The sequence below is a fragment of the Bacillus tequilensis KCTC 13622 genome (assembly GCF_000507145.1).
Classification (GTDB): domain Bacteria; phylum Bacillota; class Bacilli; order Bacillales; family Bacillaceae; genus Bacillus; species Bacillus tequilensis.
On record NZ_AYTO01000007.1, the window covers coordinates 38069 to 59785 of the forward strand.

Annotated in this window: 21 protein-coding genes and 1 pseudogene; 7 read left to right on the forward strand and 15 right to left on the reverse strand. The window is 44.2% G+C overall.

Annotation, left to right across the window (positions count from 1 at the left end; genetic code table 11):
- Positions 1-41: 41 nt before the first annotated feature.
- Positions 42-131: pseudogene (locus V756_RS1000000123180) on the forward strand (formate/nitrite transporter family protein); the annotation flags it as partial.
- 38 nt (positions 132-169) lie between these two features.
- Here the strand turns inward: V756_RS1000000123180 and sacT are convergent.
- On the reverse strand, positions 170-1000 hold the full coding sequence (gene sacT / locus V756_RS0101740; protein ID WP_024713134.1) for a sac operon transcriptional antiterminator SacT: 831 nt from the start codon (positions 998-1000) through the stop codon (positions 170-172).
- Positions 1001-1039: 39 nt separating this feature from the next.
- Positions 1040-1342, reverse strand: coding sequence for a hypothetical protein (locus tag V756_RS0101745; protein ID WP_024713135.1), 303 nt, complete (start codon positions 1340-1342; stop codon positions 1040-1042).
- Between the two features lie 527 nt (positions 1343-1869).
- Here V756_RS0101745 and vpr point away from each other — a divergent pair.
- Positions 1870-4290: a serine protease Vpr gene (gene vpr / locus V756_RS0101750; RefSeq protein WP_024713136.1), complete on the forward strand. Its 2421-nt coding sequence runs from the start codon at positions 1870-1872 to the stop codon at positions 4288-4290.
- 35 nt (positions 4291-4325) lie between these two features.
- On the opposite strand, the gene V756_RS0101755 is transcribed toward vpr, so the two are convergent.
- From V756_RS0101755 to rodA, 3 genes are all read right to left on the reverse strand, one after another.
- Complete coding sequence (locus V756_RS0101755) at positions 4326-5327, reverse strand: LLM class flavin-dependent oxidoreductase (protein WP_024713137.1); 1002 nt, start codon at positions 5325-5327, stop codon at positions 4326-4328.
- Positions 5328-5501: 174 nt separating this feature from the next.
- Positions 5502-6251: an oxygen-insensitive NADPH nitroreductase gene (nfsA, locus tag V756_RS0101760; protein WP_024713138.1), complete on the reverse strand. Its 750-nt coding sequence runs from the start codon at positions 6249-6251 to the stop codon at positions 5502-5504.
- A 105-nt stretch (positions 6252-6356) separates the two neighbouring features.
- Positions 6357-7535, reverse strand: a complete 1179-nt coding sequence (rodA, locus tag V756_RS0101765; RefSeq protein WP_024713139.1) for a cell shape-determining peptidoglycan glycosyltransferase RodA — start codon at positions 7533-7535, stop codon at positions 6357-6359.
- Between the two features lie 448 nt (positions 7536-7983).
- On the opposite strand from rodA, the gene ywcE reads away from it, so the two are divergent.
- A complete protein-coding gene (ywcE, locus tag V756_RS0101770; protein ID WP_081719745.1) occupies positions 7984-8247 on the forward strand; it encodes a spore morphogenesis/germination protein YwcE in 264 nt (87 codons plus the stop codon).
- Positions 8248-8289: 42 nt separating this feature from the next.
- On the opposite strand, the gene qoxD is transcribed toward ywcE, so the two are convergent.
- Genes qoxD through qoxA form a run of 4 tightly spaced genes read right to left on the reverse strand, consistent with a single transcriptional unit; the run spans position 8290 to position 12236 of the window.
- Positions 8290-8664: a cytochrome aa3 quinol oxidase subunit IV gene (gene qoxD / locus V756_RS0101775; protein ID WP_024713141.1), complete on the reverse strand. Its 375-nt coding sequence runs from the start codon at positions 8662-8664 to the stop codon at positions 8290-8292.
- A gap of 1 nt (position 8665) precedes the next feature.
- On the reverse strand, positions 8666-9280 hold the full coding sequence (qoxC, locus tag V756_RS0101780; RefSeq protein WP_024713142.1) for a cytochrome aa3 quinol oxidase subunit III: 615 nt from the start codon (positions 9278-9280) through the stop codon (positions 8666-8668).
- Positions 9281-9293: 13 nt separating this feature from the next.
- The gene (qoxB, locus tag V756_RS0101785; protein ID WP_024713143.1) at positions 9294-11243 is read right to left on the reverse strand and encodes a cytochrome aa3 quinol oxidase subunit I; all 1950 of its coding nucleotides are present in this window, start codon (positions 11241-11243) and stop codon (positions 9294-9296) included.
- A 27-nt stretch (positions 11244-11270) separates the two neighbouring features.
- Positions 11271-12236, reverse strand: coding sequence for a cytochrome aa3 quinol oxidase subunit II (qoxA, locus tag V756_RS0101790; RefSeq protein WP_081719752.1), 966 nt, complete (start codon positions 12234-12236; stop codon positions 11271-11273).
- A gap of 513 nt (positions 12237-12749) precedes the next feature.
- On the opposite strand from qoxA, the gene V756_RS0101795 reads away from it, so the two are divergent.
- Positions 12750-12995, forward strand: a complete 246-nt coding sequence (locus tag V756_RS0101795; protein WP_024713145.1) for a GlsB/YeaQ/YmgE family stress response membrane protein — start codon at positions 12750-12752, stop codon at positions 12993-12995.
- Positions 12996-13064: 69 nt separating this feature from the next.
- On the opposite strand, the gene galT is transcribed toward V756_RS0101795, so the two are convergent.
- The 4 genes from galT to V756_RS0101815 form a co-directional block, all read right to left on the reverse strand.
- Positions 13065-14606 (reverse strand): UDP-glucose--hexose-1-phosphate uridylyltransferase, encoded by a 1542-nt coding sequence (gene galT / locus V756_RS0101800; protein ID WP_024713146.1) that lies wholly within the window; start codon positions 14604-14606, stop codon positions 13065-13067.
- A 3-nt stretch (positions 14607-14609) separates the two neighbouring features.
- Entirely contained in the window at positions 14610-15782 is a 1173-nt protein-coding gene (locus V756_RS0101805; RefSeq protein WP_024713147.1) for a galactokinase, read from the reverse strand.
- A gap of 83 nt (positions 15783-15865) precedes the next feature.
- A complete protein-coding gene (locus tag V756_RS0101810; protein ID WP_024713148.1) occupies positions 15866-16249 on the reverse strand; it encodes a GtrA family protein in 384 nt (127 codons plus the stop codon).
- 17 nt (positions 16250-16266) lie between these two features.
- Positions 16267-16938, reverse strand: coding sequence for a TetR/AcrR family transcriptional regulator (locus V756_RS0101815; RefSeq protein WP_024713149.1), 672 nt, complete (start codon positions 16936-16938; stop codon positions 16267-16269).
- A gap of 350 nt (positions 16939-17288) precedes the next feature.
- Between V756_RS0101815 and slrA the strand changes: the two genes are divergently transcribed.
- The 3 genes from slrA to V756_RS0101830 all read left to right on the forward strand — a co-directional run bounded on the left by slrA (position 17289) and on the right by V756_RS0101830 (position 19727).
- Positions 17289-17447 (forward strand): transcriptional regulator SlrA, encoded by a 159-nt coding sequence (gene slrA / locus V756_RS0101820; RefSeq protein ID WP_024713150.1) that lies wholly within the window; start codon positions 17289-17291, stop codon positions 17445-17447.
- A gap of 433 nt (positions 17448-17880) precedes the next feature.
- A complete protein-coding gene (locus tag V756_RS0101825) occupies positions 17881-18189 on the forward strand; it encodes a DUF485 domain-containing protein (RefSeq protein ID WP_024713151.1) in 309 nt (102 codons plus the stop codon).
- Positions 18186-19727 (forward strand): solute symporter family protein, encoded by a 1542-nt coding sequence (locus tag V756_RS0101830; RefSeq protein ID WP_024713152.1) that lies wholly within the window; start codon positions 18186-18188, stop codon positions 19725-19727. Before V756_RS0101825 ends, V756_RS0101830 begins: the two co-directional genes overlap by 4 nt.
- Before the next feature lie 31 nt (positions 19728-19758).
- Here V756_RS0101830 and V756_RS0101835 read toward each other — a convergent pair whose 3' ends face one another.
- Both V756_RS0101835 and efeB read right to left on the reverse strand, forming a co-directional pair.
- Entirely contained in the window at positions 19759-20361 is a 603-nt protein-coding gene (locus V756_RS0101835) for a DsbA family oxidoreductase (protein ID WP_024713153.1), read from the reverse strand.
- 88 nt (positions 20362-20449) lie between these two features.
- Positions 20450-21700 (reverse strand): iron uptake transporter deferrochelatase/peroxidase subunit, encoded by a 1251-nt coding sequence (gene efeB / locus V756_RS0101840; RefSeq protein ID WP_024713154.1) that lies wholly within the window; start codon positions 21698-21700, stop codon positions 20450-20452.
- Positions 21701-21717: the final 17 nt, after the last annotated feature.

The following is a 21717-nucleotide window of genomic DNA, read 5'->3' on the forward strand; positions in this document are numbered from 1 at the left end:
AGTTAATAAGTTTGATAAAACACGCAGACAAAAATTCGTAAATGGGAGCCGTCAGAAACTTAATTCCCGTTACGCTCGGAAATCTGACCGCCGGAATCATAATGATGGGCTGGTTGTATCCCGATCAATAAAAAAACTTCCAGAGATCACTCCCTGCAAGTCAAAGCGGTTATTCCGAGAGATCTTGAAGACGCTGGACATGCAGCGTGATATAGCCGGCCTCGGACTCCGGCAAATGTAATTGATATTCATTTTTCAAAAACTCCGCCAGCTCCAGCGCACATTGATAGGCAAATGAATACTTTTTTTGGATGAAATAAAGCATCTCCTCGTCCATATGATGGAGCGCTTCATTTGATTCCAACCGGCTGACCGCGTATCGCAAATGCGTGACAAGGCGTTGATAGGAAATGCTGTTTTCATCCACCTTTCGATTAAAGTATTGTTCTATCTTTTCTATCATTTCTTTGATCATGGTCGTATGCTTCAGCGCTGAATACATGCTCTCCGCATCCATCTTCGCCGTATGGACATGAAGGGCAATATAACCCGCTTCATCTTCAGGCAGAGACACGCCCAATGTCTCTTTTACGTGTTCGATCGCCCACAAGCCGATCTCAAATTCTTTTTTATAGAGCGCCTTTATCTCGTGCAGCAATTTATTCTGGACAAGCAGCCCATTTTGAATCCTTTCGATCGCAAAGGACAAATGGTCAGAAAGCGCGATATGAATGTGGTCGCTCAGCGGCGCCGCGAGCTCCCCTTCCGCATAGCTGATGATATCTTCAGCTATTTCAATATGCTCCTCCGGCAGCATTTGCAGAATCTGTTTGAACTTTTCATTCTCGCCGTGCACGACAAAGATCTTTTCCACTTTATTTATAGGGATGAGATCATTTTTCTTTTTTTGAAAAGCGATTCCCGGACCCATTACGATTTTTTCCTGATCATCCTCTTTTATTAAAGCCGCATTGTTGTTTAGTACTTTATAGATTTTCAAGAGGCTATCTCTCCCGCCAATTTGCTTTTGACTGGGATTTTACCTCCTTTTGACCGCCATGTAAAGATGCGGGCCAGCTCTCTCCTGCTTTGGCGATTCCTTGAAGGCTTGCAGACACCTTCTTTTATAAAGCGCGGCGGCTTTCGCTTTCTGCTTTTCTTCCTCATTCACAGCCATCCGCCATTCATAAAACGAAACAAGCCCCGCGGCCTGCCCCGCCGCTTTTCTTTGATATGTACGCTGAGCTGTATAAATCGCAGCAGCCGCAGTTTTTCTGTCAGGCGTCACCCAATTCATCAAAAAGACCATCCACACCCGTAAAGTTACAAGCAAACGTTTCATAGAAAAACATCCCTCCGCTTCTTTTTGGCAGGCAGCCTTTTTAGCAGCCCGTTTTCTCAGCCGAGCCTGCGGGAAAAGACGGCCGATTTCTTTTCTCGCAAACTAGCGGCTCTAGCAAAACTCATGACTCTATGATAGACCGTGGAAAGAGAATTCTTTGTCACAATATGAGTGAAAAAACGAACTAGTTTTTAGAAGTTTTGTTGAAAGCTGAAAGAAATGAAATGAAAATTGGAGAACCGCTTTAAAAAATTTATACACAAGTTATCCCAAAGATAAGAACAGCTTAATCACAATAGATATCCACATGTCCACAATCTCTATCTATATTTTGTATAGGAACATATATTCCCACCTATATATATACACAGATTTATTCACTTATGCACAGGGTTCTGTGTATAACTCCTTCCTTATACACAAACAAAATCCCATAAATGATCCAATTGACACAAGGATTTTTTTGAATTTTCAAGAAATATATACTAGATCTTTCATATTTTTTCTAAACAAAAGGGGGAAACACATTGAAACATGGAATCATTCGCTTTCTGCTTCTAAGTTTTGTTTTATTTTTTGCGTTATCCACAGGTATAACAGGTGTACAAGCAGCTCCGGCTTCTTCAAAATCGTCGGCTGGCCTGGAAAAAGCCGAGGTATTCGGTGATATCGACATGACAACAAGCAAAAAAACAACCGTTATTGTGGAATTAAAAGAAAAATCCTTGGCAGAGGCGAAGGAAGCGGGAGAAAGCCAAACGAAAAGCAAGCTGAAAACCGCTCGCACTAAAGTAAAAAACAAAGCCGTCAAAGCGGTGAAAAACGGAAAAGTGAACCGGGAATATGAGCAGGTGTTCTCAGGCTTTTCTATGAAGCTCCCAGCTAATGAGATTCCAAAACTTCTTGCGGTAAAAGACGTAAAAGCTGTATACCCGAACGTCACCTATAAAACAGACAATGTAAAGGATAAAGATGTCACCATTTCTGAAGACGCCGTATCTCCGCAAATGGATGATAGCGCGCCGTATATCGGAGCAAACGACGCATGGGATTTAGGCTACACAGGAAAAGGCGTCAAGGTGGCGATTATTGATACTGGCGTTGAATATCATCACCCGGACTTAAAGAAAAACTTTGGACAATATAAAGGATACGATTTTGTAGACAATGATTATGACCCGAAAGAAACCCCAACTGGCGATCCGAGAGGTGCAGCAACTGACCACGGCACACACGTAGCCGGAACGGTTGCTGCAAATGGAACGATTAAAGGCGTAGCGCCAGATGCCACGCTTCTTGCTTACCGCGTACTGGGCCCCGGCGGAAGCGGCACAACGGAAAACGTCATTGCCGGCGTGGAACGCGCTGTACAGGACGGTGCAGATGTGATGAACCTGTCTCTCGGAAACTCTTTAAACAACCCGGACTGGGCGACGAGCACAGCGCTTGACTGGGCCATGTCAGAAGGCGTTGTCGCGGTAACGTCAAACGGCAACAGCGGCCCGAACGGCTGGACAGTCGGATCGCCAGGCACATCAAGAGAAGCGATTTCTGTCGGTGCGACTCAGCTGCCGCTCAACGAATACGCCGTCACTTTCAGCTCTTACTCTTCCGCAAAAGTAATGGGGTATAACAAAGAGGACGATGTCAAAGCGCTCAATAACAAGGATGTTGAGCTTGTTGAAGCCGGACTTGGCGAAGCAAAGGACTTTGAAGGAAAAAATCTGACAGGCAAAGTCGCCGTTGTCAAACGGGGCAGCATTGCGTTTGTGGATAAAGCCGAGAATGCTAAAAAAGCCGGCGCCATCGGCATGGTTGTGTATAACAACCTCTCTGGGGAAATTGAAGCCAATGTGCCTGGCATGTCTGTGCCAACGATTAAGCTTTCATTAGAAGACGGCGAAAAACTCATCAGCTCCATAAAAGCCGGCGAGACAAAAACAACATTCGGTTTAACAGTCTCAAAAGCGCTCGGTGAGCAAGTGGCTGATTTCTCATCCCGCGGACCTGTTATGGATACGTGGATGATCAAGCCTGATATTTCCGCGCCAGGCGTCAATATCGTCAGCACGATTCCGACACACGATCCTCAAAACCCATATGGCTACGGATCAAAACAAGGTACGAGCATGGCATCTCCTCATATTGCCGGAGCGGTTGCCGTTATTAAACAAGCCAAACCAAAATGGAGCGTTGAACAGATCAAAGCCGCCATCATGAATACCGCTGTCGCCTTAAAGGATAGCGATGGAGAAGTGTACCCGCATAACGCCCAAGGTGCAGGCAGCGCAAGAATCATGAACGCAATCAAAGCTGACTCCCTCGTCTCGCCTGGAAGCTATTCCTACGGCACATTCTTGAAGGAAAACGGAAACAATACGAAAAAAGAAACGTTTACGATTGAAAACCAATCTTCCATTAGAAAGTCATACACACTTGAATACACATATAACGGCAGCGGCATCTCCACATCCGGCACAAGCCGTGTTGTGATACCGGCACATCAAACCGGAAAAGCCACTGCAAAAGTAAAGGTCAATACAAAGAAAACAAAAGCCGGTACCTATGAAGGAACGGTTATCGTCAGAGAAGGCGGAAAAGTCGTCGCCAAGGTACCTACATTGCTGATCGTCAAAGAGCCGGACTATCCGAGAGTCACATCCCTCTCCGTCAGCGAAGGATCTGTACAAGGCACCTATCAAATTGAAACCTACCTTCCTGCGGGAGCGGAAGAGCTGGCATTCCTCATCTATGACAGCAATCTTGATTTTGCAGGCCAAGCCGGCATTTATAAGAATCAAGATAAGGGCTATCGGTACTTTGACTGGGACGGCACGATCAATGGCGGAACCAAGCTTCAGCCCGGTGAATATTACTTGCTCGCCTATGCCGCGAACAAAGGAAAATCAAGCCAGTTGCTGACTGAAGAGCCTTTTACCGTTGAATAAGAAAAATCCCTGCCGAATCGGCAGGGATTTTTGTGTTAATTCGCAAATGCCTCCTGCAGCAAGCGGTAAGATTGGAGCTTATCTTCAAAATGATGCGTAATGGTCACCGCCATGATTTCTTCTGTTCCATACGCCTTACTCAAAGCTAACAGCTGATCCTTAACCTGTTCTTTCGTGCCGACAATCATTCGATTTCGATTATCAGCAATTCGTCTCTGTTCATATGGGGAGTATGTATTGTCCCGAACAGCTTCGAACGAAGGAACGCCTTCTAAAGGTATGCCCTGCTCTCCTGCCAATAGCGTAAAATCAAGCACGGCAGCCAGCTCCTCTGCCTTCTCCTCCGTGTCGGCGCAAAGAACAAAAACAGCGACTGCCGCGCGAGGCTTGTCTCCTAACACAGACGGTTTGAATCGTCTCTTATACTGTCTGACCGTATCCTCTCCGCCCTCTCCATTGATAAAGTGGGCGAACATATAGCCAGCGCCTGAATCAGCGGCAAGCAGCGCGCTTTCTCCAGATGATCCGAGCAGCCACACATCCGGCGCGGTTGAAATATGCGGCGCTGCGCTCAGATTCGGAAAACGGTGTTTGTCATCCGCCAAATCATGCAAATACATGGTCAACTCCTTGATTTGCTTCGGATACTGATCGGCATTGCGCTTTCCGCCGTCATTCAGCGCCCATGACGCAATCGGCATTCCCCCTGGTGCTCTGCCAAGCCCCAGATCAATTCTTCCTGGTGTCAGCCCCTCCAGCACACGGAAATTTTCAGCTACTTTATAAGCACTGTAATGCGGCAGCATGACTCCCCCTGATCCAACACGAATTCGCTTCGTTTTCGCCGCGATATGACTGATCAGCACTTCTGGGCTTGACCCTGCCAGCCGCTTTGAAAAGTGATGCTCAGACACCCAAAATCTCTTATATCCTAGCTCCTCAGCAGTTTGCGCAAGTGCAACGGTTTGCTGTAAGGCCGTTTCTGCACTGCTGCCCTCTGATACAGGAGATTGATCTAATATACTTAATGAAATCATCCCTACCACCTCCTCCTCATCGTATCACTGATCCCTTATTTTTTCTCCAAAGCCGCTCACACTGCTTTCAGTTTCTCCCGATCATTCGCCATTTATTTGTGACAGCCTGTCTCTATTTGTCGGAATATGTTACACGTGAAACATAAAAACCTCTCCTAAAAGGAGAGGTTTTCTTTAGTTTTTATTAAAGCCTTTTTCTTTCACATAGTCATTTAAATACGTACGCGGCTTTTGCTTCATAAAGTTTAGAATTTGTTCTGACCACGTTTCTTCCCGCTTTCCGTTTGTTCTTTCTCTATAATAATCAGAAATGGTTTGGTCATACGCATTCATCGTTTCACGGAAATCGTCTGCGTTCCCATTATACGTATTCTCATGATAGACAGCCTGTTTTGGCAATCTCGGTTTTTTACCGGATAGGTTCGCTGGATGTCCTACTGCCAGACCGAAAAGCGGAAGCACATGGTCAGGCGTTTGCAGTACCTCTGTCACCTTGTCCAGCTCGTTCCGAATGCCGCCGATATAGCAAATGCCAAGCCCCATAGATTCAGCCGCAATGCTCATATTTTGCGCTGCCAGCGCCGCATCAATCAGGCCGACCATAAACATTTCCGTATTTTCAACCAGCTCAGAAATGTTTACGCCTTTTTCCTCAGCTAATTTTTGATGGCGGTGCAAGTCCGCACAAAACACAAAAAAGTGTCCGTTGTTCTCAACGTAAGGCTGATTTCCGGCAAGCACAGACAGCTCACGTTTTTTCTCAGGATCGGAAACCCCGATAATCGAATATGCCTGCACGTAGCTGGATGTTGACGCAGCCTGCGCACTTTTCACTAATATATCAATTTCATCAGCGGTCAAAAGCTGATCAGTAAAAGACCGGATCGACCGATGATTTAAAATGGTTTCAATTGTGTTATTCATCACAAAAACCTCCTTATCTCTTTTATCATATCCGAAAAAAACAAAACTCAAAAGCGAAATGCTCTGCACACAAAAAAGACAGCCTCTGTAAAGGCTGTCTGCGTATTAAGAATTAAAGAGATAACTTCTGTATTTCGTCAGCTGCACACTCGCATTATACACAATGCCAAAGCCGATCAGCGTGGAAAGTGTCGAGCTTCCCCCGTAACTCACAAACAGCAGCGGAATCCCGGTAACAGGCATAATGCCGATGTTCATTCCGATATTCTGGAATGTGTGAATCACGATTAACGCTGTGTAGCCCACGCAAAAGAAAGAAGCGAACCGGTTAAACGGATGTATTTTGTCAATCAGAACGACAAGCCTGTAAATTAAGAAGAAGAACATGATGACGACAAAGGCACAGCCTATAAATCCAAAGGATTCACCTATTATAGAAAAGATGAAGTCAGTCGTACTTTCTGGAACATAAACCTTTAAATGAGAAATGCCATTTCCTAAAATGCCACCAGATCCTATAGCCATAATAGCTTGATCAACTTGCCACCCGCTATCGTCATTCTGTGGTTCATTTGAATTAGAAACCCAAGAAGTAACCCTCTTAATTTGATAATCTTGTATTCCTACCGATTTAGCAGCGTCAGGAAAGTTTATCATGATTAATAAAATTAATGATATGAGTAAGATACCTGAGCCTGCAATGATTGCGATCAATTTCCAATTAATTCCTGACATAAAAACCATTACAAGCACGATAAACATACATATTCCCGCGGTCCCAGCGTCTTGCATCAGGATAAGACCAACAGGAACAGCTGCGACACCCGCAATCTTTAATAAAAGGTAAATATCATCTCTAAGCGTCCGTACGCCTTTAGGATTGGCTTTTCCGATGACTGATGCTAGCATCATGATTAAACCAACCTTCATGAACTCTGACGGCTGTATGGTTATAGGCCCAAACCTAAACCAACTTTTTGCTCCTTTAATGACAGGTGCAATAGACTCAGGACTGATTTTCAGGATAATCAAAGATAAAATACCGAGGATAAAAATATACAAACTTAATTTTTCAAGCTGTTCTAAATCAAAGTACAAAAGCACTGTGATGGTAATAGCGCCCAAAAGATAAAACACAAGTTGCTGTATCCAATCTTTGCTCCCATACTGTCCAAATTGACCAGCAGCATAAATTGATACTACACTTATAATAAAAAACACACCAAATATAAAAATCAAATCCCCCTGGTAAAAGGGGCTTTGCTGCTTATTATATCGACCCATTCTATCCCGCCTTACATTTTCATCGGAAAATCACTAATGTTTATTATACATGAACCTCGATCAAGATGACACGTGAAGCTCGTTTCCTTTTATGTTTTTTGCGCATTAGCAGCACTTTTTCAGCTACACGAAATATGACGTATCATAAACCGAAATGTTTCGATTGACACAAAACTTTTCAAATAAGAAAAAACCCATTATAAACGGTAACGGGATAAAAAATAAGAAAAAACAGTAAAGCTTCCGTGTATACACATTCTCCTATCAAAAGAATCTTTAAAAATAAGGCGTTAGGTCCAGACCATTTCCGCAAAAACGTGTATCAATTTCTGGAAAACATGGTATAATAATTGTAACAGAATGTTCAAAAAACAAACACAAAACAGACACAACTCAGTTCCTCTATTTCATTTTTGTAAACGTTATCATAAAATGAAAGGAGACGGGTATGATGGACATGTTTTTTGCTTATTTATTGGTTGCCAGCGCAACGCCTCTCTTTATTTGGCTTGATAACAAAAAAGTCGCACTCTCAGCTATTCCGCCAATCATCTTAATGTGGGTATTCTTCTTCTTTTACGCAACAGAAAGCCTTTCTCCACTAGGACACACTCTCATGATTATCTTGTTTGCCGTTAACGTTATTGTCGCTCATATCGCCGCGTTTATCATTTATGGCCTTCCGCATCTTCGCAAAAAGAGAAGCAGCTGAAGACAGCAAAAAACCCTCTTCAAATGAAGAGGGTTTTTTGTATTATTCGTTGTGGCCTGAGTGCTCTGAGTGTTCAGCGCCTCCAGGAGGATTTCCGTCCATATGGTCACCATGATTATAGTGAGCCGCGAAAATCCAGACGGATCCAAGTACGATAACGATCGCACCGAAGAATCCGAACAGCGTGTTTCCGACTTGGATCGTGCCGTTTTCGCTCTCTCTCATGTGCATGAACATGAGAAGCTGAAGCGCCGCCTGAATGAAGGCGAAGCCAAAGATAATCCAAAGTTTTGCTGATGGGCTCAATTCAGTATACACTGCAACCCATAGAGCCAGCAGGGTCAAAACGATAGACAGTGCAAAACCTACAACGTGCTTCCATGGAAAGTGACTGTGTTCAGCAGATTTGTTTGCCATTTTACAGACCCCCCAATCCCATGAGATAGACACCTGTAAAGATGAAAATCCATACAACATCTAAGAAGTGCCAGTATAAGCTTGAGATAAAGATTTTAGATGAAGTTTGCGGAGTTAAGCCGCGTTTCTTCAACTGGATCAGAATTCCTGTAATCCAGAAAATACCGATTGTTACGTGAGTTCCGTGAGTTCCAAGTAAAACAAAGAATCCAGACCAGAACGCACTCGTGCTGAGGGCCGCTCCTTCATGCACATAGTGAGCAAACTCGTTGATCTCGCATCCGACGAAGCCGGCACCGAGAAGAAGAGTGATAATTGTCCAAATGACTACGCCTTTTAAACTTCCGCGGCGCATTTCATGAACAGCGATCCCGCAGGTAAAGCTGCTGATAAGCAGCAAGAACGTCATAATCATTACCAGATTGACTTCAAATAGTTCGTCTGGCAAGACACCTCCAGCTGTTCTGTTTTTAAGAACGAAGAAGGTTGCAAATAGTGTTGAGAACAACACAATTTCTGCCCCTAAAAAGATCCAAAACCCGAGAATATTAAGTCTGCCGGTTTCAGATTGATATTCCATAGGCGCGTTAGAATTGCCGTGTTCTGCATGTTCCATAACTCACGCCTCCTTATTCGGAAATCTTTCTTTCCGTCTCTTTTATTTCATCAACACTAACGTAATAGCCGTTGTCGTATTCGAATGAACGCAGAACCATACAGAGCAGGACTCCGATCAATCCGACTACGCCCATCCAGTACCATTCAAAGACAAGTCCAAAGCCGGCGAAACCGAAGGCAACAGACATAAAGAACGGTCTGCCTGAGTTGCTTGGCATATGGATTTTCTTGAATTTGCTTTCAGGGTATAATTCAGTTTTTTCTTCTTTCATATGCAGGAATGCATCTTGAGATTTGACTTCAGGAAGCACCGCAAAGTTGTAATGCGGCGGAATCGCAGAAGAAGTCGCCCAATCAAGCGTGCGTCCCACACCCCATGAATCTCCGCTGATTTCACGAGTAGAGTAACGGAAGCTGTAGTAGATGTTATAGCAAAGGATTAAGAATCCTACACCCATCATGAAAGCTCCGACAGTTGAGATAAAGTTCAATGTTGTCCAGCCGTCATTCGGTCCGTATGTGTAAATACGGCGAGGCATGCCTTGCAGCCCCAAGAAATATTGAGGGAAGAAACAAACATTGAAACCGATCATAAAGATCCAGAAGAACCATTTTCCAATTTTTTCGTTCAGCTTGTGGCCGAACATTTTTGGATACCAGAAAATAAATCCGGCGAAACAAGCAAATACAGTACCCGCGATCAGCACATAGTGGAAGTGAGATACAAGGAAGTACGTATTATGGTATTGATAATCCGCTGCTGCCATCGCAAGCATAACCCCTGTAACCCCGCCGATAACGAAGTTAGGAATGAACGCAAGCGCCCACAGCATTGGCGTTGTAAAGCTGATTCGGCCTTTATACATTGTAAAGAGCCAGTTAAAGATTTTAACCCCGGTCGGGATTGAAATTGCCATTGTCGTAATTGAGAAGAATGAGTTAACGGACGCACTGTTCCCCATTGTGAAGAAGTGGTGAGTCCAAACTAAGAAACTCAATACGGAGATGGCGATAATAGAACCAACCATCGCTTTGTAACCAAACAATTGTTTTCTTGCAAAGCTTGAGATGATCTCTGAGAAAATACCGAACGCCGGAAGAATAACGATATATACTTCAGGATGTCCCCAAATCCAGAACAAGTTCGCCCAAAGCATCGGCATACCGCCTGCTTCCAGTGTGAAAAAGTGAGCGCCAAACAAACGATCAAATGATAAAAGTGCTAAAGCCACTGTAAGTACAGGGAACGCAAACACGATAATAACCATTGTGATCAGTGTTGTCCATGTGAACATCGGCATACGCATTAATGTCATGCCTTTTGTTCTCATTTTTAAAATTGTTACCATAAAGTTGATCCCTGTCATCAGGGTACCGATACCGGCTATCTGAAGTCCGAGGAGGTAGTAGTTCTCACCCGGCCCAGGGCTCATGTCGTTACTTGCAAGCGGCATGTAACTCGTCCAGCCTGCGTTCGGAGAACCTCCGATAACGAAAGAAATATTGAAAAGCATCGCCCCTACGAAGAACGTCCAGAAGCTCAGGTTGTTCAAGTAAGGGAACGCAACGTCACGTGCACCGATTTGAAGAGGTACAACAACGTTGATAAGACCGATTAAGAACGGCATCGCCATGAAGATGATCATGATCGTACCGTGAGTTGTAAAAATTTCATTATAGTGATTTGAGTCTAAAAAACTGTTATTCGGAAGCGCTAGCTGGGCACGCATCATCAGACCGTCGACACCGCCGCGGAATAACATAATTACAGCAGATATAATATACATGATTCCGAGTTTTTTATGGTCAACGGTAGTTATCCATTCAGACCAGAGCCATTTCCACTTCTTGAAGTAAGTCAGTACTACAATGATGGCAATGGTTGAAAGCGCAATGGAAACTTGTGCGCCCAGAATTAATGGGTCACCAGTTACGAAAAATTCGTCCCATTTCATTTTCATGCGGGCTTCCTCCTTTCCTGATCAATATCATTCTTCTGTATCATCAGACTTCTTAAATTCATTTTTCTTTACGTTTTCAAACGGATCTGTTTTAGAGTGCGGAGAAACGGCTTGATAGCCAAGGCGTTTGCGCGCCTCCATCGCATACTCAGCGTCTTGTCCGTGATCAACGTATTTTAAGTGAGTAGAAGAGAACGTTAATTCGTCCACATTTTCAGGAAGCATCAATTCATCATACTTCTCTTTTGTCAGCTTAGGAGACTCTTTCTGAGTCTTTTTCACCCAGCTGTTAAAGTCTTTTGATGTGACTGCATTCACATCAAACTCTTGGTCTGCAAAATGTTCACCTGTGAAGTTCGCGTTGCGTCCTTCGTAAGTTCCCACTTTATCAGCCTGTAAGTATTGATCCATCAGCATTCCTGCCATCGCGTATTTTTGTCCTCCAAGCTGAGGAATCCATAGCGAAGCCATTGAATCTGCAGATGAGATTTTGAACAAGATCGGGCGGTCGACAGGAATGTTTAAGTAGTTGACCGTTTCAATATCTTGCTCAGGGTAGCTGAATACCCATTTCCAGTCTACCGAAGTAGCATAAACAACAAGCGGCTCTTTGTCCTTTGTTGCTTCAGGAGCTTTTTCTAATGAATATATCGTCTGTACGGTTGGCACAGAAAGTGCGATGACGATTAAAATTGGGATCACTGTCCAGACTACTTCTAAAAACGTGTTACCGTGAATTTCTGGGTTATAAGATCCATTATCTTTGCCTTTACGGTCGCGGTATTTTACTAAAATAATGGTAAATAGAACAAAGACGACCCCGACGATAAACAGCATAAATCCGATAGATAACAGGATTAAATCACTTTGCTGTTCAGCTACAGGTCCTTTCGGATCTAGTACTGAAGCATTGCTGCATCCCCCTAGGACGAAAACCACAGTTAACAGCGCTAATACAAGCAACGGTTTTAATGCTCTGAACAAGAAGATCACCATCCTTCCTATTGATGTAATAAATCTGAAGTGCATACTTCCTCAAAATCTTTTCTCTACTTTGTTATGCTATCAAAAAGTTCACATATTAGCTTTATTTTTTTCTAAACTTCATCCCTTTTTCGCTAAAATGTCATAAAATCGACAAAAATTGCTCCAACTTTATTCACATCTATCGCTTAAGATGAAAAGTTTCTAGATATTTCCGCATATAAGTAAAGAAAGATAGTGAAGAACTAGTTCTGACAAATAAAGGTTTACCACAATAAAAAACTTAGGTCAATCAAAAATTTCATTTTGTTAAACTTTCTAGAGAGGAATTATTTTTTCCTTGTCTAGCATCTTTTCACACGGTTACCATTTTAACGCAACTATTTTTTTTAAAAAAGGCTTAATAAAGCGGCAATGTGCTCTGAACTGCTCCTATTTTTCAGGAGAGCATTCAATTGTTTATCTTATACAAAAATGAGGAAAGATATAAGCAAATAAATATAAAATAGGATGTGTTGCATAATGAGTTTCATTATTTCACTTATCGTCGCTATTATTATTGGATGGCTTGGAAGCCTGTTTGTTAAAGGCGATATGCCCGGCGGAATTATTGGGTCTATGATCGCAGGTCTTATTGGTGCATGGATCGGTCACGGGCTGCTGGGAACATGGGGGCCGCACCTTGGGGGATTTGCCATTATTCCAGCGGTGATCGGGGCAGCGATTGTTGTATTTTTAGTAAGCCTGTTAACCAGAAAAAGAGGATAAGAATGACAGAGCCCGAAGCGTATGCGCTTTGGGCGTTTGTTTTACTATAAGATCAAAAAAGCCTCAACCCTAGCGGTTGAGGTTTTTGACTGGTTTGACGCCTAAATGATCGATAAACCTCCTGAAAGCCTGTTTGCCTTCAAGTGTCTGCTTAAATACCCCGGCGTGTTCAAGAATGCGCGCGAATACATGGCCAAGCTCTTCCTTTATGACGAGATCTGCGTTCTCTTTTGTTATCGTTCTTTTTTCCATCATCCGAAGAGCCCACTCCTTATGTTTTGCTGTGAGCGGATTTATTTCTAAAGCTGTTTTCGGATCAACAGAACATAGCGCAGCGGCGGTTTCTTTCATTTCTTCCTGTAAACGCCCCGGCAATATTGCAAGTCCCATGACCTCTATCAGGCCGATATTTTCTTTTTTTATATGGTGGACTTCCTGATGAGGATGAAATATTCCTAATGGATGCTCCTCATCCGTTCGATTGTTTCTCAGCACAATATCGAGTTCATACAAGTCTCCCCTGCGCCGCGCAATAGGCGTGACTGTATTATGAGGCGTATCACCTGTATACGCCGCTATGCCTGCTTTTTTATCAGAATACGTTTGCCACGTGCGGTATATATGATCAGCAGCTTCGGCGACGTCCTCCGGCTTGCATCCTTGGAGCCTGAGCACGGACATGGGCCACTTCACTAAACCCAGCGACACGCCGGGATGATCATTTAATTCGTAAACGTCTTCAGCCTCTGCCCGCGCCATCGGAAAATCGTGCGCCCCGCCTTGAAAATGATCATGGCTTAGGATGCTGCCGCCGACGATCGGCAAATCGGCGTTTGAGCCGATAAAATAATGTGGGTATTGCCCGAGAAATGACAGCAGCCTTTCAAATGTTTTTCTGCTGATCTCCATCGGTTCATGCTCACCCTTTAAGACGATGCAGTGCTCTGGATAATAGACATATGGCGAGAACTGCAGATACCATTCTTCGTCTTTAAGAATGACCGGAATGATTCTGTGATTTTGGCGGGCTGGATGATTCACGCTTCCCTCAAACCCGACATTTTCTTTACACAGCAAACACATTGGGTAATTTGTCTCCGCCTGCTCTTTTGCAGCCGCAATCGCTTTCGGGTCCTTTTCAGGCTTTGATAGATTAATCGTCATTTCCAGCTCGCCATATTCGGTCGGAACCGTCCAATGAACATTTTTGGCGATCCTGTCAGAGCGGATATAATAGACATCCTCTGCATATTGATAGAATTCCTTTGTCGCCTGTTTTGGGCCGTATATTGCTTTTGTCTCTTCAAATTTGCGAATCACCTCAGACGGAGCAGGTACGAAACATCCCATGAGCTTTGCGCTGAGCAGGTCACGGTATGTGTCTGTATCCGCTTCCATGCGGCCGGTTTCAGCAGCCCATTTGTAAATAGGGGCAAGCAAGTCCGGCAGGCTTTGTGCCTGCTTGACGGATGTGCGGGAGACCGGCTCTGGATGTTTGATGTCCAATGCTTCATAAAGACGGTTTCTCGTATATTCCCGATCCCAGATCGAAATCAGCTTTCGTTCCAAGCCATACTCCAGCAGCTGTTCCAGATGTTCAACAATACTCATGTGTTACTCCCCCTTTAGCTCTCTCGCTCCCTCTCCGATATCTGCGGCATAAAAATCCGCTTTGAGCCCTGTCTTTTGTTGATATCTGTCTCCAACCTTTTGGATAAAATCATCAACAAACGCATCTTTTACAATGCTGATCGTGCAGCCTCCGAAGCCCGCTCCGGTCATTCTGGATCCGATCACACCTTCATGGTCCCATGCCGCAAACACAAGCTCATCAAGTTCAGGGCATGTCACTTCATAATCATCCTTCAGTGAAAGGTGGGATTCCTTCATTAACCGCCCGATTTCATCTACATTGTTTTCTTTGAACATGCGGGCCGTTTTGATAGCACGGTGATTTTCGTATACGGCGTGCTTTGCCCTGCGCCTGTTCGTTTCATTTTGGATCAGGCTGGAATGGGCGTCGAAATCAGAGGGCTTGATGTCTCCCAGCGAAACAATATCGAGTGCTTTTTGCAGATCAAGCAATGCATCATGGCATTCTTGGCGTCTCGCATTATAACTTGAATCAGCCAATGTCCGTTTTTTGTTCGTATTCGCGATAACCAGCGCGAGGCCCGAGACATCGAGTTTGCTATATTCATAATCGAGCGTGTCACAGTTCAGCAGCATCGCATGATGTTTTTTCCCCATTCCGATTGCGAATTGATCCATAATCCCGCAATTAACGCCGATAAAATCGTTTTCCGCATGCTGTGCCATTTTGACAAGCTCAAGCGCATCCATTTCAGGGTGAAAATAGCTTTGGAGCACAACTCCCATCAGCAGTTCAATAGACGCGGAGGACGAGAGCCCAGCCCCGTTTGGAATATTCCCTAAAAATACAATGTCAAAGCCATGGGGAATTGAGCAGCCCCTTTGCTGAAATTCATAAATGACGCCTTTCGGATAGTTCGCCCAGTCGTCTTCTTTTTGATAACGAATGTCGTCAAGGCTGCATTCTTTGATGCCTTTATCTTTAAAGTTGTCTGAATACATCCTGACAAGTCCGTCGTTTCTTAATGCAACAGCAGCATATGTACCCATTGTGAGCGCGCACGGAAACACGTGTCCGCCGTTATAGTCTGTATGTTCTCCAATCAGATTCACTCTTCCTGGTGCGAAAAAAAACCGTAATCCCTCTTTTTCTCCGAATACACTTGCAAATATCCCCTTTAGCTCTTCCCGCATGTGCAATCACCTTTCGTGGTTTTTCATTTTTTATTTCCCCTTTTTCTCCAGCGAAAACGATAGATCAATTCTGCTGTCCCCTGTCATGCCCCTTCTTCTTTTGTCTTTTTAAAGACGAGCCATTTGCTTGCAGCATAGTTGACGACAACAATGACCGCGTTGTCGAGTATTTTGGCCAATGTTTCATTTGTATTGAACTGCCCGACAAGAATGATCATCATGCCCAAATCTATGCCGAGAGACAGGACCCGAACGCTGAAAAAAGCAGTGAGCTCTTTCAGCAGGCTCTGCAGGTCATGTGTTTTTTGCTGAAACACATATAATTTATTCGTGATGTAAGCAAACAGCACGGACAAAATCCAAGCCGCGACAGTAGCTGCTTTATAATCCATATTTATGATCTCTACCAATATATAAAAGCTGGCGATGTTCACAATGGTTGTAAACACCCCCATAATGATATACATAATCAGTTCTCTATATTTCACTGATGTTCCTCGCTTTCTGAAAAACTTTTCAAAATTCTTGGCCCCGCGGGCTCTCTTTCTGGAGTAATGAAAACCGAGAGTGCGTCTAAAAAGCTGCGGAATGTGACGGGCTGGCCCAATACATACGATTGTTTGATGATTCCATCAAGCACTGCACATATTATTTTAGCCGTATATTCTGGATCAATACAGGCGTCAATCAGCTTCCTCTCCTTCAGCCACTTAATATATAACGCATTTTCTTCTACCCACAATTCGTACAGCCGGACATAGGTCTTGCATTTCTGCAGGACTTTATACGTCGGCATATTCATGGCAAACGAGGCAATCTCCCATGACGGCTTATTTAAGTAATAGGTATAAAGCAGCTCCGCAGCATGTTTCGCAGCCTCGTCCAATGTCAGCGGTTTCACTGCCATTTGCTCTTTTTGATCAAGATACCCTATGATAATCTTTTTCTTTATCTGGCGTTTTTCGAGAAGAAGATTCAGAAAATCCTCCTTGCTGACAAAATGAACATAAAACGCTCCTTTGCTGTACCCGGCCGCTCTGCTGATATCCTCTACAGAAACCGGATCATACGCTCGGTCAATCAACAAATTCAAGCCAGCATCTATAAAACGTTCAAAGGTTGCTTCTCTTTTCATTTGAAATTTGTTTTTTTTCATATTTTTCTCCAGGCGATATGATTACCCTTATCTTACACTGGATCAATCTTTAGCGGTATTTATTTCTTTGAATGCCTATGCTATTCGGTTTTCTTGAAATTATTTTTAATAGGCTAATGGATTTATTTTCAATTACATACTATCCAGTCAGTATTTAATTGTTTATTATTATAAATAAGATTCATTGGTTATATTAGTCATTTTTTTAGGGAATAGGTAGGTGGTTTTTCCTTCAGTTTGTGAACACCGAGCAACTATGTGTGAAATTTGTTGTACTCGCCTCATCATCGCGACGGCTCGCCTTATTGCCCGCATGTTGCAGGAAACATTTTATACAATTGGAGGTTACTATGAAAACTCATGTTAAAAAAGATTTGGACAAAGATTGGCATATGTTAATACAAGAAGCTAGATCCATTGGGTTAGGCATTCATGATGTGAGGCAGTTTTTAGAATCTGAGACAGCATCGAGAAAGAATAACCACAAAAAAACCGGCCGCCAAGACTAATCCGAGCAGGCGGATCTATTACCTCTGGCTTTTCTATCATCTGATCTGAGTTTTCACCCTATCCTCTTTTCGAAAGCGATTGCAACGCCGAGCTTGAGGACAAACGGTGTGTCAGCTACCATACGACAGACAGCCGGTTATGCGGTCACCTCTTGGCACATGTATTGTCTTAAAGAGGTGATGCGAACATTGATAACCGGGCCAGCTTTACTGAGCATAAGCTGCATTCGGTGAGGTTTGGAAAGCAAAATCGTTTATACGCTGCCGAGCTGGAAAACCTTCGCCTCTCTTTTTTATACTTCTGCGTTCTTATCTCCATGACTTCCTTCTTTTTTCATTCACCAGATGTTCTTCAACGCATAAATCAGACTTTCAGTACATACCTATTGGTGTACCTTTTTGCTTACGTTTAGTGAATAAAAGGAGGAAATCCATGTACAAAGCTGATTACAGACAGATTGCTGCAACTCCGTCGTTTCAAGCTTTTTTAAAACAGAAGCGCGCTTTTATTGTTCCTTCTGCGATTTTCTTTTTTGTCTTTTATTTTTCACTTCCTGTTTTGACATCTTATTTCGCCTTTTTGAATAAGCCGGCAATTGGGGCTGTTTCATGGGCTTGGCTGTTTGCGATCGCCCAATTCATGATGACTTGGGTACTGAGTACGGTGTATACCCGAAGGGCGGCTCACTTCGATCAATATGTAAGCGCTTTAAAAGTTGATCTAAAGGGTGAACAGACATGAATATGATGGCTTTTCTATTGTTTTTAGCCATTGTCGGACTGACGCTTATCATCACGTATTTTGCCGCGAAAAAGACAAAAACGACAAGTGAGTTTTATACGGCTGGCGGCGGGCTCACCGGTGTTCAGAATGGACTGGCAATTGCCGGTGACTACATGTCTGCTGCCTCGTTTCTCGGGATTGCCGGAATGATTGCGCTATATGGATTTGATGGATTTTTTTACAGCATCGGTTTTCTGGTGGCATATCTCGTCGTTTTGTACATCGTAGCGGAACCGCTTCGGAATCTTGGAAAGTATACAATGGCTGACATGATTGCGGCTCGTTTTAAAGAAAAGAAAATCCGCGGTGTCGCTGCTCTCAATACCATAGCCATCTCTACCTTCTATATGATCGCCCAGCTCGTGGGAGCGGGCGCGTTGATCAAACTGCTCCTAGGGCTTGATTATACTGCGGCAGTCCTCATTGTCGGAGTGCTGATGACCATTTATGTCGTATTTGGCGGCATGATCGCGACAAGCTGGGTTCAAATTATAAAAGCCGTTTTGCTGATGGCCGGCACACTCGTGATTTCAATCATCGTGTTTTCGAAATTCGATTTTAATCTCAATACCATGTTTGAGCAAATGAAAACGGCTACTCCGCTTGGCGCTGATTTCTTAAACCCCGGAAATAAATACAAGGTGCCGCTTGAAACCCTGTCATTAAACTTGGCACTCGTACTGGGAACTGCCGGGCTTCCGCATATTTTAATCCGATTTTATACCGTTAAAGATGCCAAGACCGCCCGGACATCTGTTGTGTCAGCCACCTGGATTATCGGTGTGTTTTATATTATGACAGTGTTTCTCGGCTTTGGCGCCGCTGCGTTTGTCGGTTTTGATGCGATTACGGCGGCAGATCAAGCGGGAAATATGGCAGCTCCGCTTTTGGCAAAAGCACTCGGGGGAGATTTTCTGTTCGCGTTCGTGTCAGCCATCGCCTTTGCTACCATTTTAGCTGTCGTGACAGGATTGGTGCTGTCGGCCGCCTCAGCATTTGCCCATGATATTTACAGCCAGATCATCAGAAAGGGAGAAGCAACTGAAAAAGAACAAATGAAAGCGGCCAGATGGGCTTCTGTCGCCGTGTCAGTGCTCTCAATTCTGCTTGCGATTTTTGCACAGTCCTTAAATGTAGCGTTCCTTGTCGCACTTGCGTTTGCCGTAGCGGCAAGCGCAAACCTCCCGCTGATTGTGTTTACGGTCTTCTGGAAACGGTTCAATGCCTCAGGCGCTTTATGGGGAAGCCTGACAGGACTGATCAGTGCTCTTGTGCTTGTGTCGATGAGCCCTAGTGTGTGGGACCCTTCCGGAGCAGCTATTTTTACAGGAGATCCGCTCATTCCGCTTTCCAATCCGGGCATTATTTCCATCCCGCTCGGCTTCCTCGGCGCGTGGCTCGGGACGATACTGTCTTCTGAAAAAACAGTTGATGAAGATACGTTTGCGGAAATACAGGTGAAGGCACATACCGGCATTCATATGGAGCAAGAGTAAAAAAGCTCTCTTTTTTACAGAGAGCTTTTCCTTATTTTTTCTGCTGTTCTTCAGAAATCGCTTTTTCAAATACATCCTTGCCGGCAACACCCGGAATGACAGTGTCACCAATGATAAAGGTTGGAACGGCTGTGATATCAGCCTCCTCATAGGCATGCTTCAAAGCGTGGCGCTGCACGTCCTGATATGTTCTTGATTCCAGCGCAGACTTGAAGGAGGCTCCGTCCAATCCCACTTCCTCGGCAAGCTTCGTCAAGACGTCAATGTCGCCGATATTTTGGCCCTCTTGGAAAAAGGCTTGAAAGACACGTGTGTTGTATTCATGTCCTTTATTGGATTCCTTTGCAAAATGAAAGCCTTCAAACGCCAAATCTGTATATGGATGAGGCGAGACATTTGGAAAATTGATCTCGACCCCTAATTTCTTCGCCATTGGCTCAATAGATGTCTTCCACATGTACTGTTTGGAAGGATCATTGACCGGATCAAGCTGAGGAGATGGGCTTGGGCGCAGTTCAAACGGCATCCATTCGACTTCAACATCCTTTTCTTTTATCGCTTCTTCAAGAGCGGCTTTTCCGATGAAGCAAAATGGGCAGACGTAATCTGAATAAACTTTGATGTGTACTGTCATCGTATTCTCCTTTCGTATAGGTTGATTTTAAAATGTAACAACAAAAGTTACAAATGTTTTTTTAAAAAGAAGCCGATAAAGGCTTCTTTTATGATTCCAGCAAACGCTGGGCAATATATTCTCCTTTTTTGCAGCCGCCCGGGCATGCATATAAAGCAGAACCGATTGTTTGTGTGTATTCATTTAACGCATCCTTTGCTGAAAGAGCCTTCAGCATGGGAATGAACTGATTATCGGGATTTTTTTGAAAGCTGATAAACAGGAGGCCCGCATCCATATAGCCAGTTTTCGGATCAAGTCCATCTGTGTATGAGAAAGCTCTTCGCAAAATTTGTTTTCCCGTAGATTTCGCAACGCTGACGTGTGAATTTGACGGGATTTGATTCAGCTTCACGGGGTCTGTTTCCTTTTTCTGTCCGAAAGGCGCCCCCGAGCTTTTTCTGCGGCCGAAGGTATCCTCTTGATCCTTGAGGGAAGAACGATCCCAAATCTCAAGGAACATTTTGATTTTCCGAAATGCCATATAGGTGCCGCCTGTCATCCAGTCAGGCTCTCCAGACTGAATCCATACGATCGAGTTCATCAAGGTGTCATCCTTCGTGCTCTGGTTGCCCGTTCCATCTTTAAATCCGAAGAGATTGCGCGGCGTTTCGCCATTTTTTCCTCCGCTTAAAAAGCCTTTGTTCACAAAGCGAACCTCACAGGTGCCGACTGCTTGATTCAGCAGGTTCCGCAGGGCGTGAAACGCCACTTGTTCCTCGTCTGCGCATACTTGAATGCAGATGTCTCCGCCTCCCTGCTTTTCATCCAGATTGTCATTCGGCATCGCTGGAAGCGCGGCAAGGTGCTTCGGTTTTTTGTTTTTCAGCCCGAAGCGGTCCTTTCCGTCTTTTTCAAAAAAGCCAGCCCCGAATCCGAACGTGACCGTTAAATTTGAAGGGGATAAATCAACGGATTCACCTGTGTCCTGCGGCGGCAGATATTGATTTTTCTGCTCAGCCGACATTTTCTTTCCAGACGTCAGCATCTGTGTCAAACTTGTCCAGTTTCTGAATAATGTAATGATGTCGCTCTTCTCTTTTGCGGTTACATCCAGCGCCGCAAAATAGACATACGTCTGATGGGCAGTGGTGATTCCGGCCTGATGCTTTCCGTAAAACGAAACAACCTGCTCATCCTCTTTTTCATCCTTTTTCGATGACTTAGCAGCGGTCTGAACCAACGGAGCGAGGCCTCCGAGGCCGCTGGCACCGATCGCAACGGCCGCGCCTGCCATCGCTCCCCATTTTAGGATGTCCCGTCTATGAATTTGTTCTGGCTTTTTTTGTTCATCGCTCATGCTGTTACTAAACTCCT

Excerpts from the sequence above, each read along its gene's own strand:
- nfsA (WP_024713138.1), bottom strand. The coding sequence starts at position 6,251 with ATGAATAACACAATTGAAACCATTTTAAATCATCGGTCGATCCGGTCT.
- V756_RS0101745 (WP_024713135.1), bottom strand. The coding sequence starts at position 1,342 with ATGAAACGTTTGCTTGTAACTTTACGGGTGTGGATGGTCTTTTTGATG.
- V756_RS0101810 (WP_024713148.1), bottom strand. The coding sequence starts at position 16,249 with ATGTATATCATTATGGGGGTGTTTACAACCATTGTGAACATCGCCAGC.
- V756_RS0101835 (WP_024713153.1), bottom strand. The coding sequence starts at position 20,361 with ATGACAGTACACATCAAAGTTTATTCAGATTACGTCTGCCCATTTTGC.
- slrA (WP_024713150.1), top strand. The coding sequence starts at position 17,289 with ATGAAAACTCATGTTAAAAAAGATTTGGACAAAGATTGGCATATGTTA.
- V756_RS0101755 (WP_024713137.1), bottom strand. The coding sequence starts at position 5,327 with ATGATTTCATTAAGTATATTAGATCAATCTCCTGTATCAGAGGGCAGC.
- V756_RS0101815 (WP_024713149.1), bottom strand. The coding sequence starts at position 16,938 with ATGAAAAAAAACAAATTTCAAATGAAAAGAGAAGCAACCTTTGAACGT.
- qoxD (WP_024713141.1), bottom strand. The coding sequence starts at position 8,664 with ATGGCAAACAAATCTGCTGAACACAGTCACTTTCCATGGAAGCACGTT.
- rodA (WP_024713139.1), bottom strand. The coding sequence starts at position 7,535 with ATGGGTCGATATAATAAGCAGCAAAGCCCCTTTTACCAGGGGGATTTG.
- V756_RS0101795 (WP_024713145.1), top strand. The coding sequence starts at position 12,750 with ATGAGTTTCATTATTTCACTTATCGTCGCTATTATTATTGGATGGCTT.
- ywcE (WP_081719745.1), top strand. The coding sequence starts at position 7,984 with ATGATGGACATGTTTTTTGCTTATTTATTGGTTGCCAGCGCAACGCCT.
- V756_RS0101830 (WP_024713152.1), top strand. The coding sequence starts at position 18,186 with ATGAATATGATGGCTTTTCTATTGTTTTTAGCCATTGTCGGACTGACG.
- galT (WP_024713146.1), bottom strand. The coding sequence starts at position 14,606 with ATGAGTATTGTTGAACATCTGGAACAGCTGCTGGAGTATGGCTTGGAA.
- V756_RS0101805 (WP_024713147.1), bottom strand. The coding sequence starts at position 15,782 with ATGCGGGAAGAGCTAAAGGGGATATTTGCAAGTGTATTCGGAGAAAAA.
- qoxC (WP_024713142.1), bottom strand. The coding sequence starts at position 9,280 with ATGGAACATGCAGAACACGGCAATTCTAACGCGCCTATGGAATATCAA.
- efeB (WP_024713154.1), bottom strand. The coding sequence starts at position 21,700 with ATGAGCGATGAACAAAAAAAGCCAGAACAAATTCATAGACGGGACATC.
- qoxB (WP_024713143.1), bottom strand. The coding sequence starts at position 11,243 with ATGAAAATGAAATGGGACGAATTTTTCGTAACTGGTGACCCATTAATT.
- V756_RS0101825 (WP_024713151.1), top strand. The coding sequence starts at position 17,881 with ATGTACAAAGCTGATTACAGACAGATTGCTGCAACTCCGTCGTTTCAA.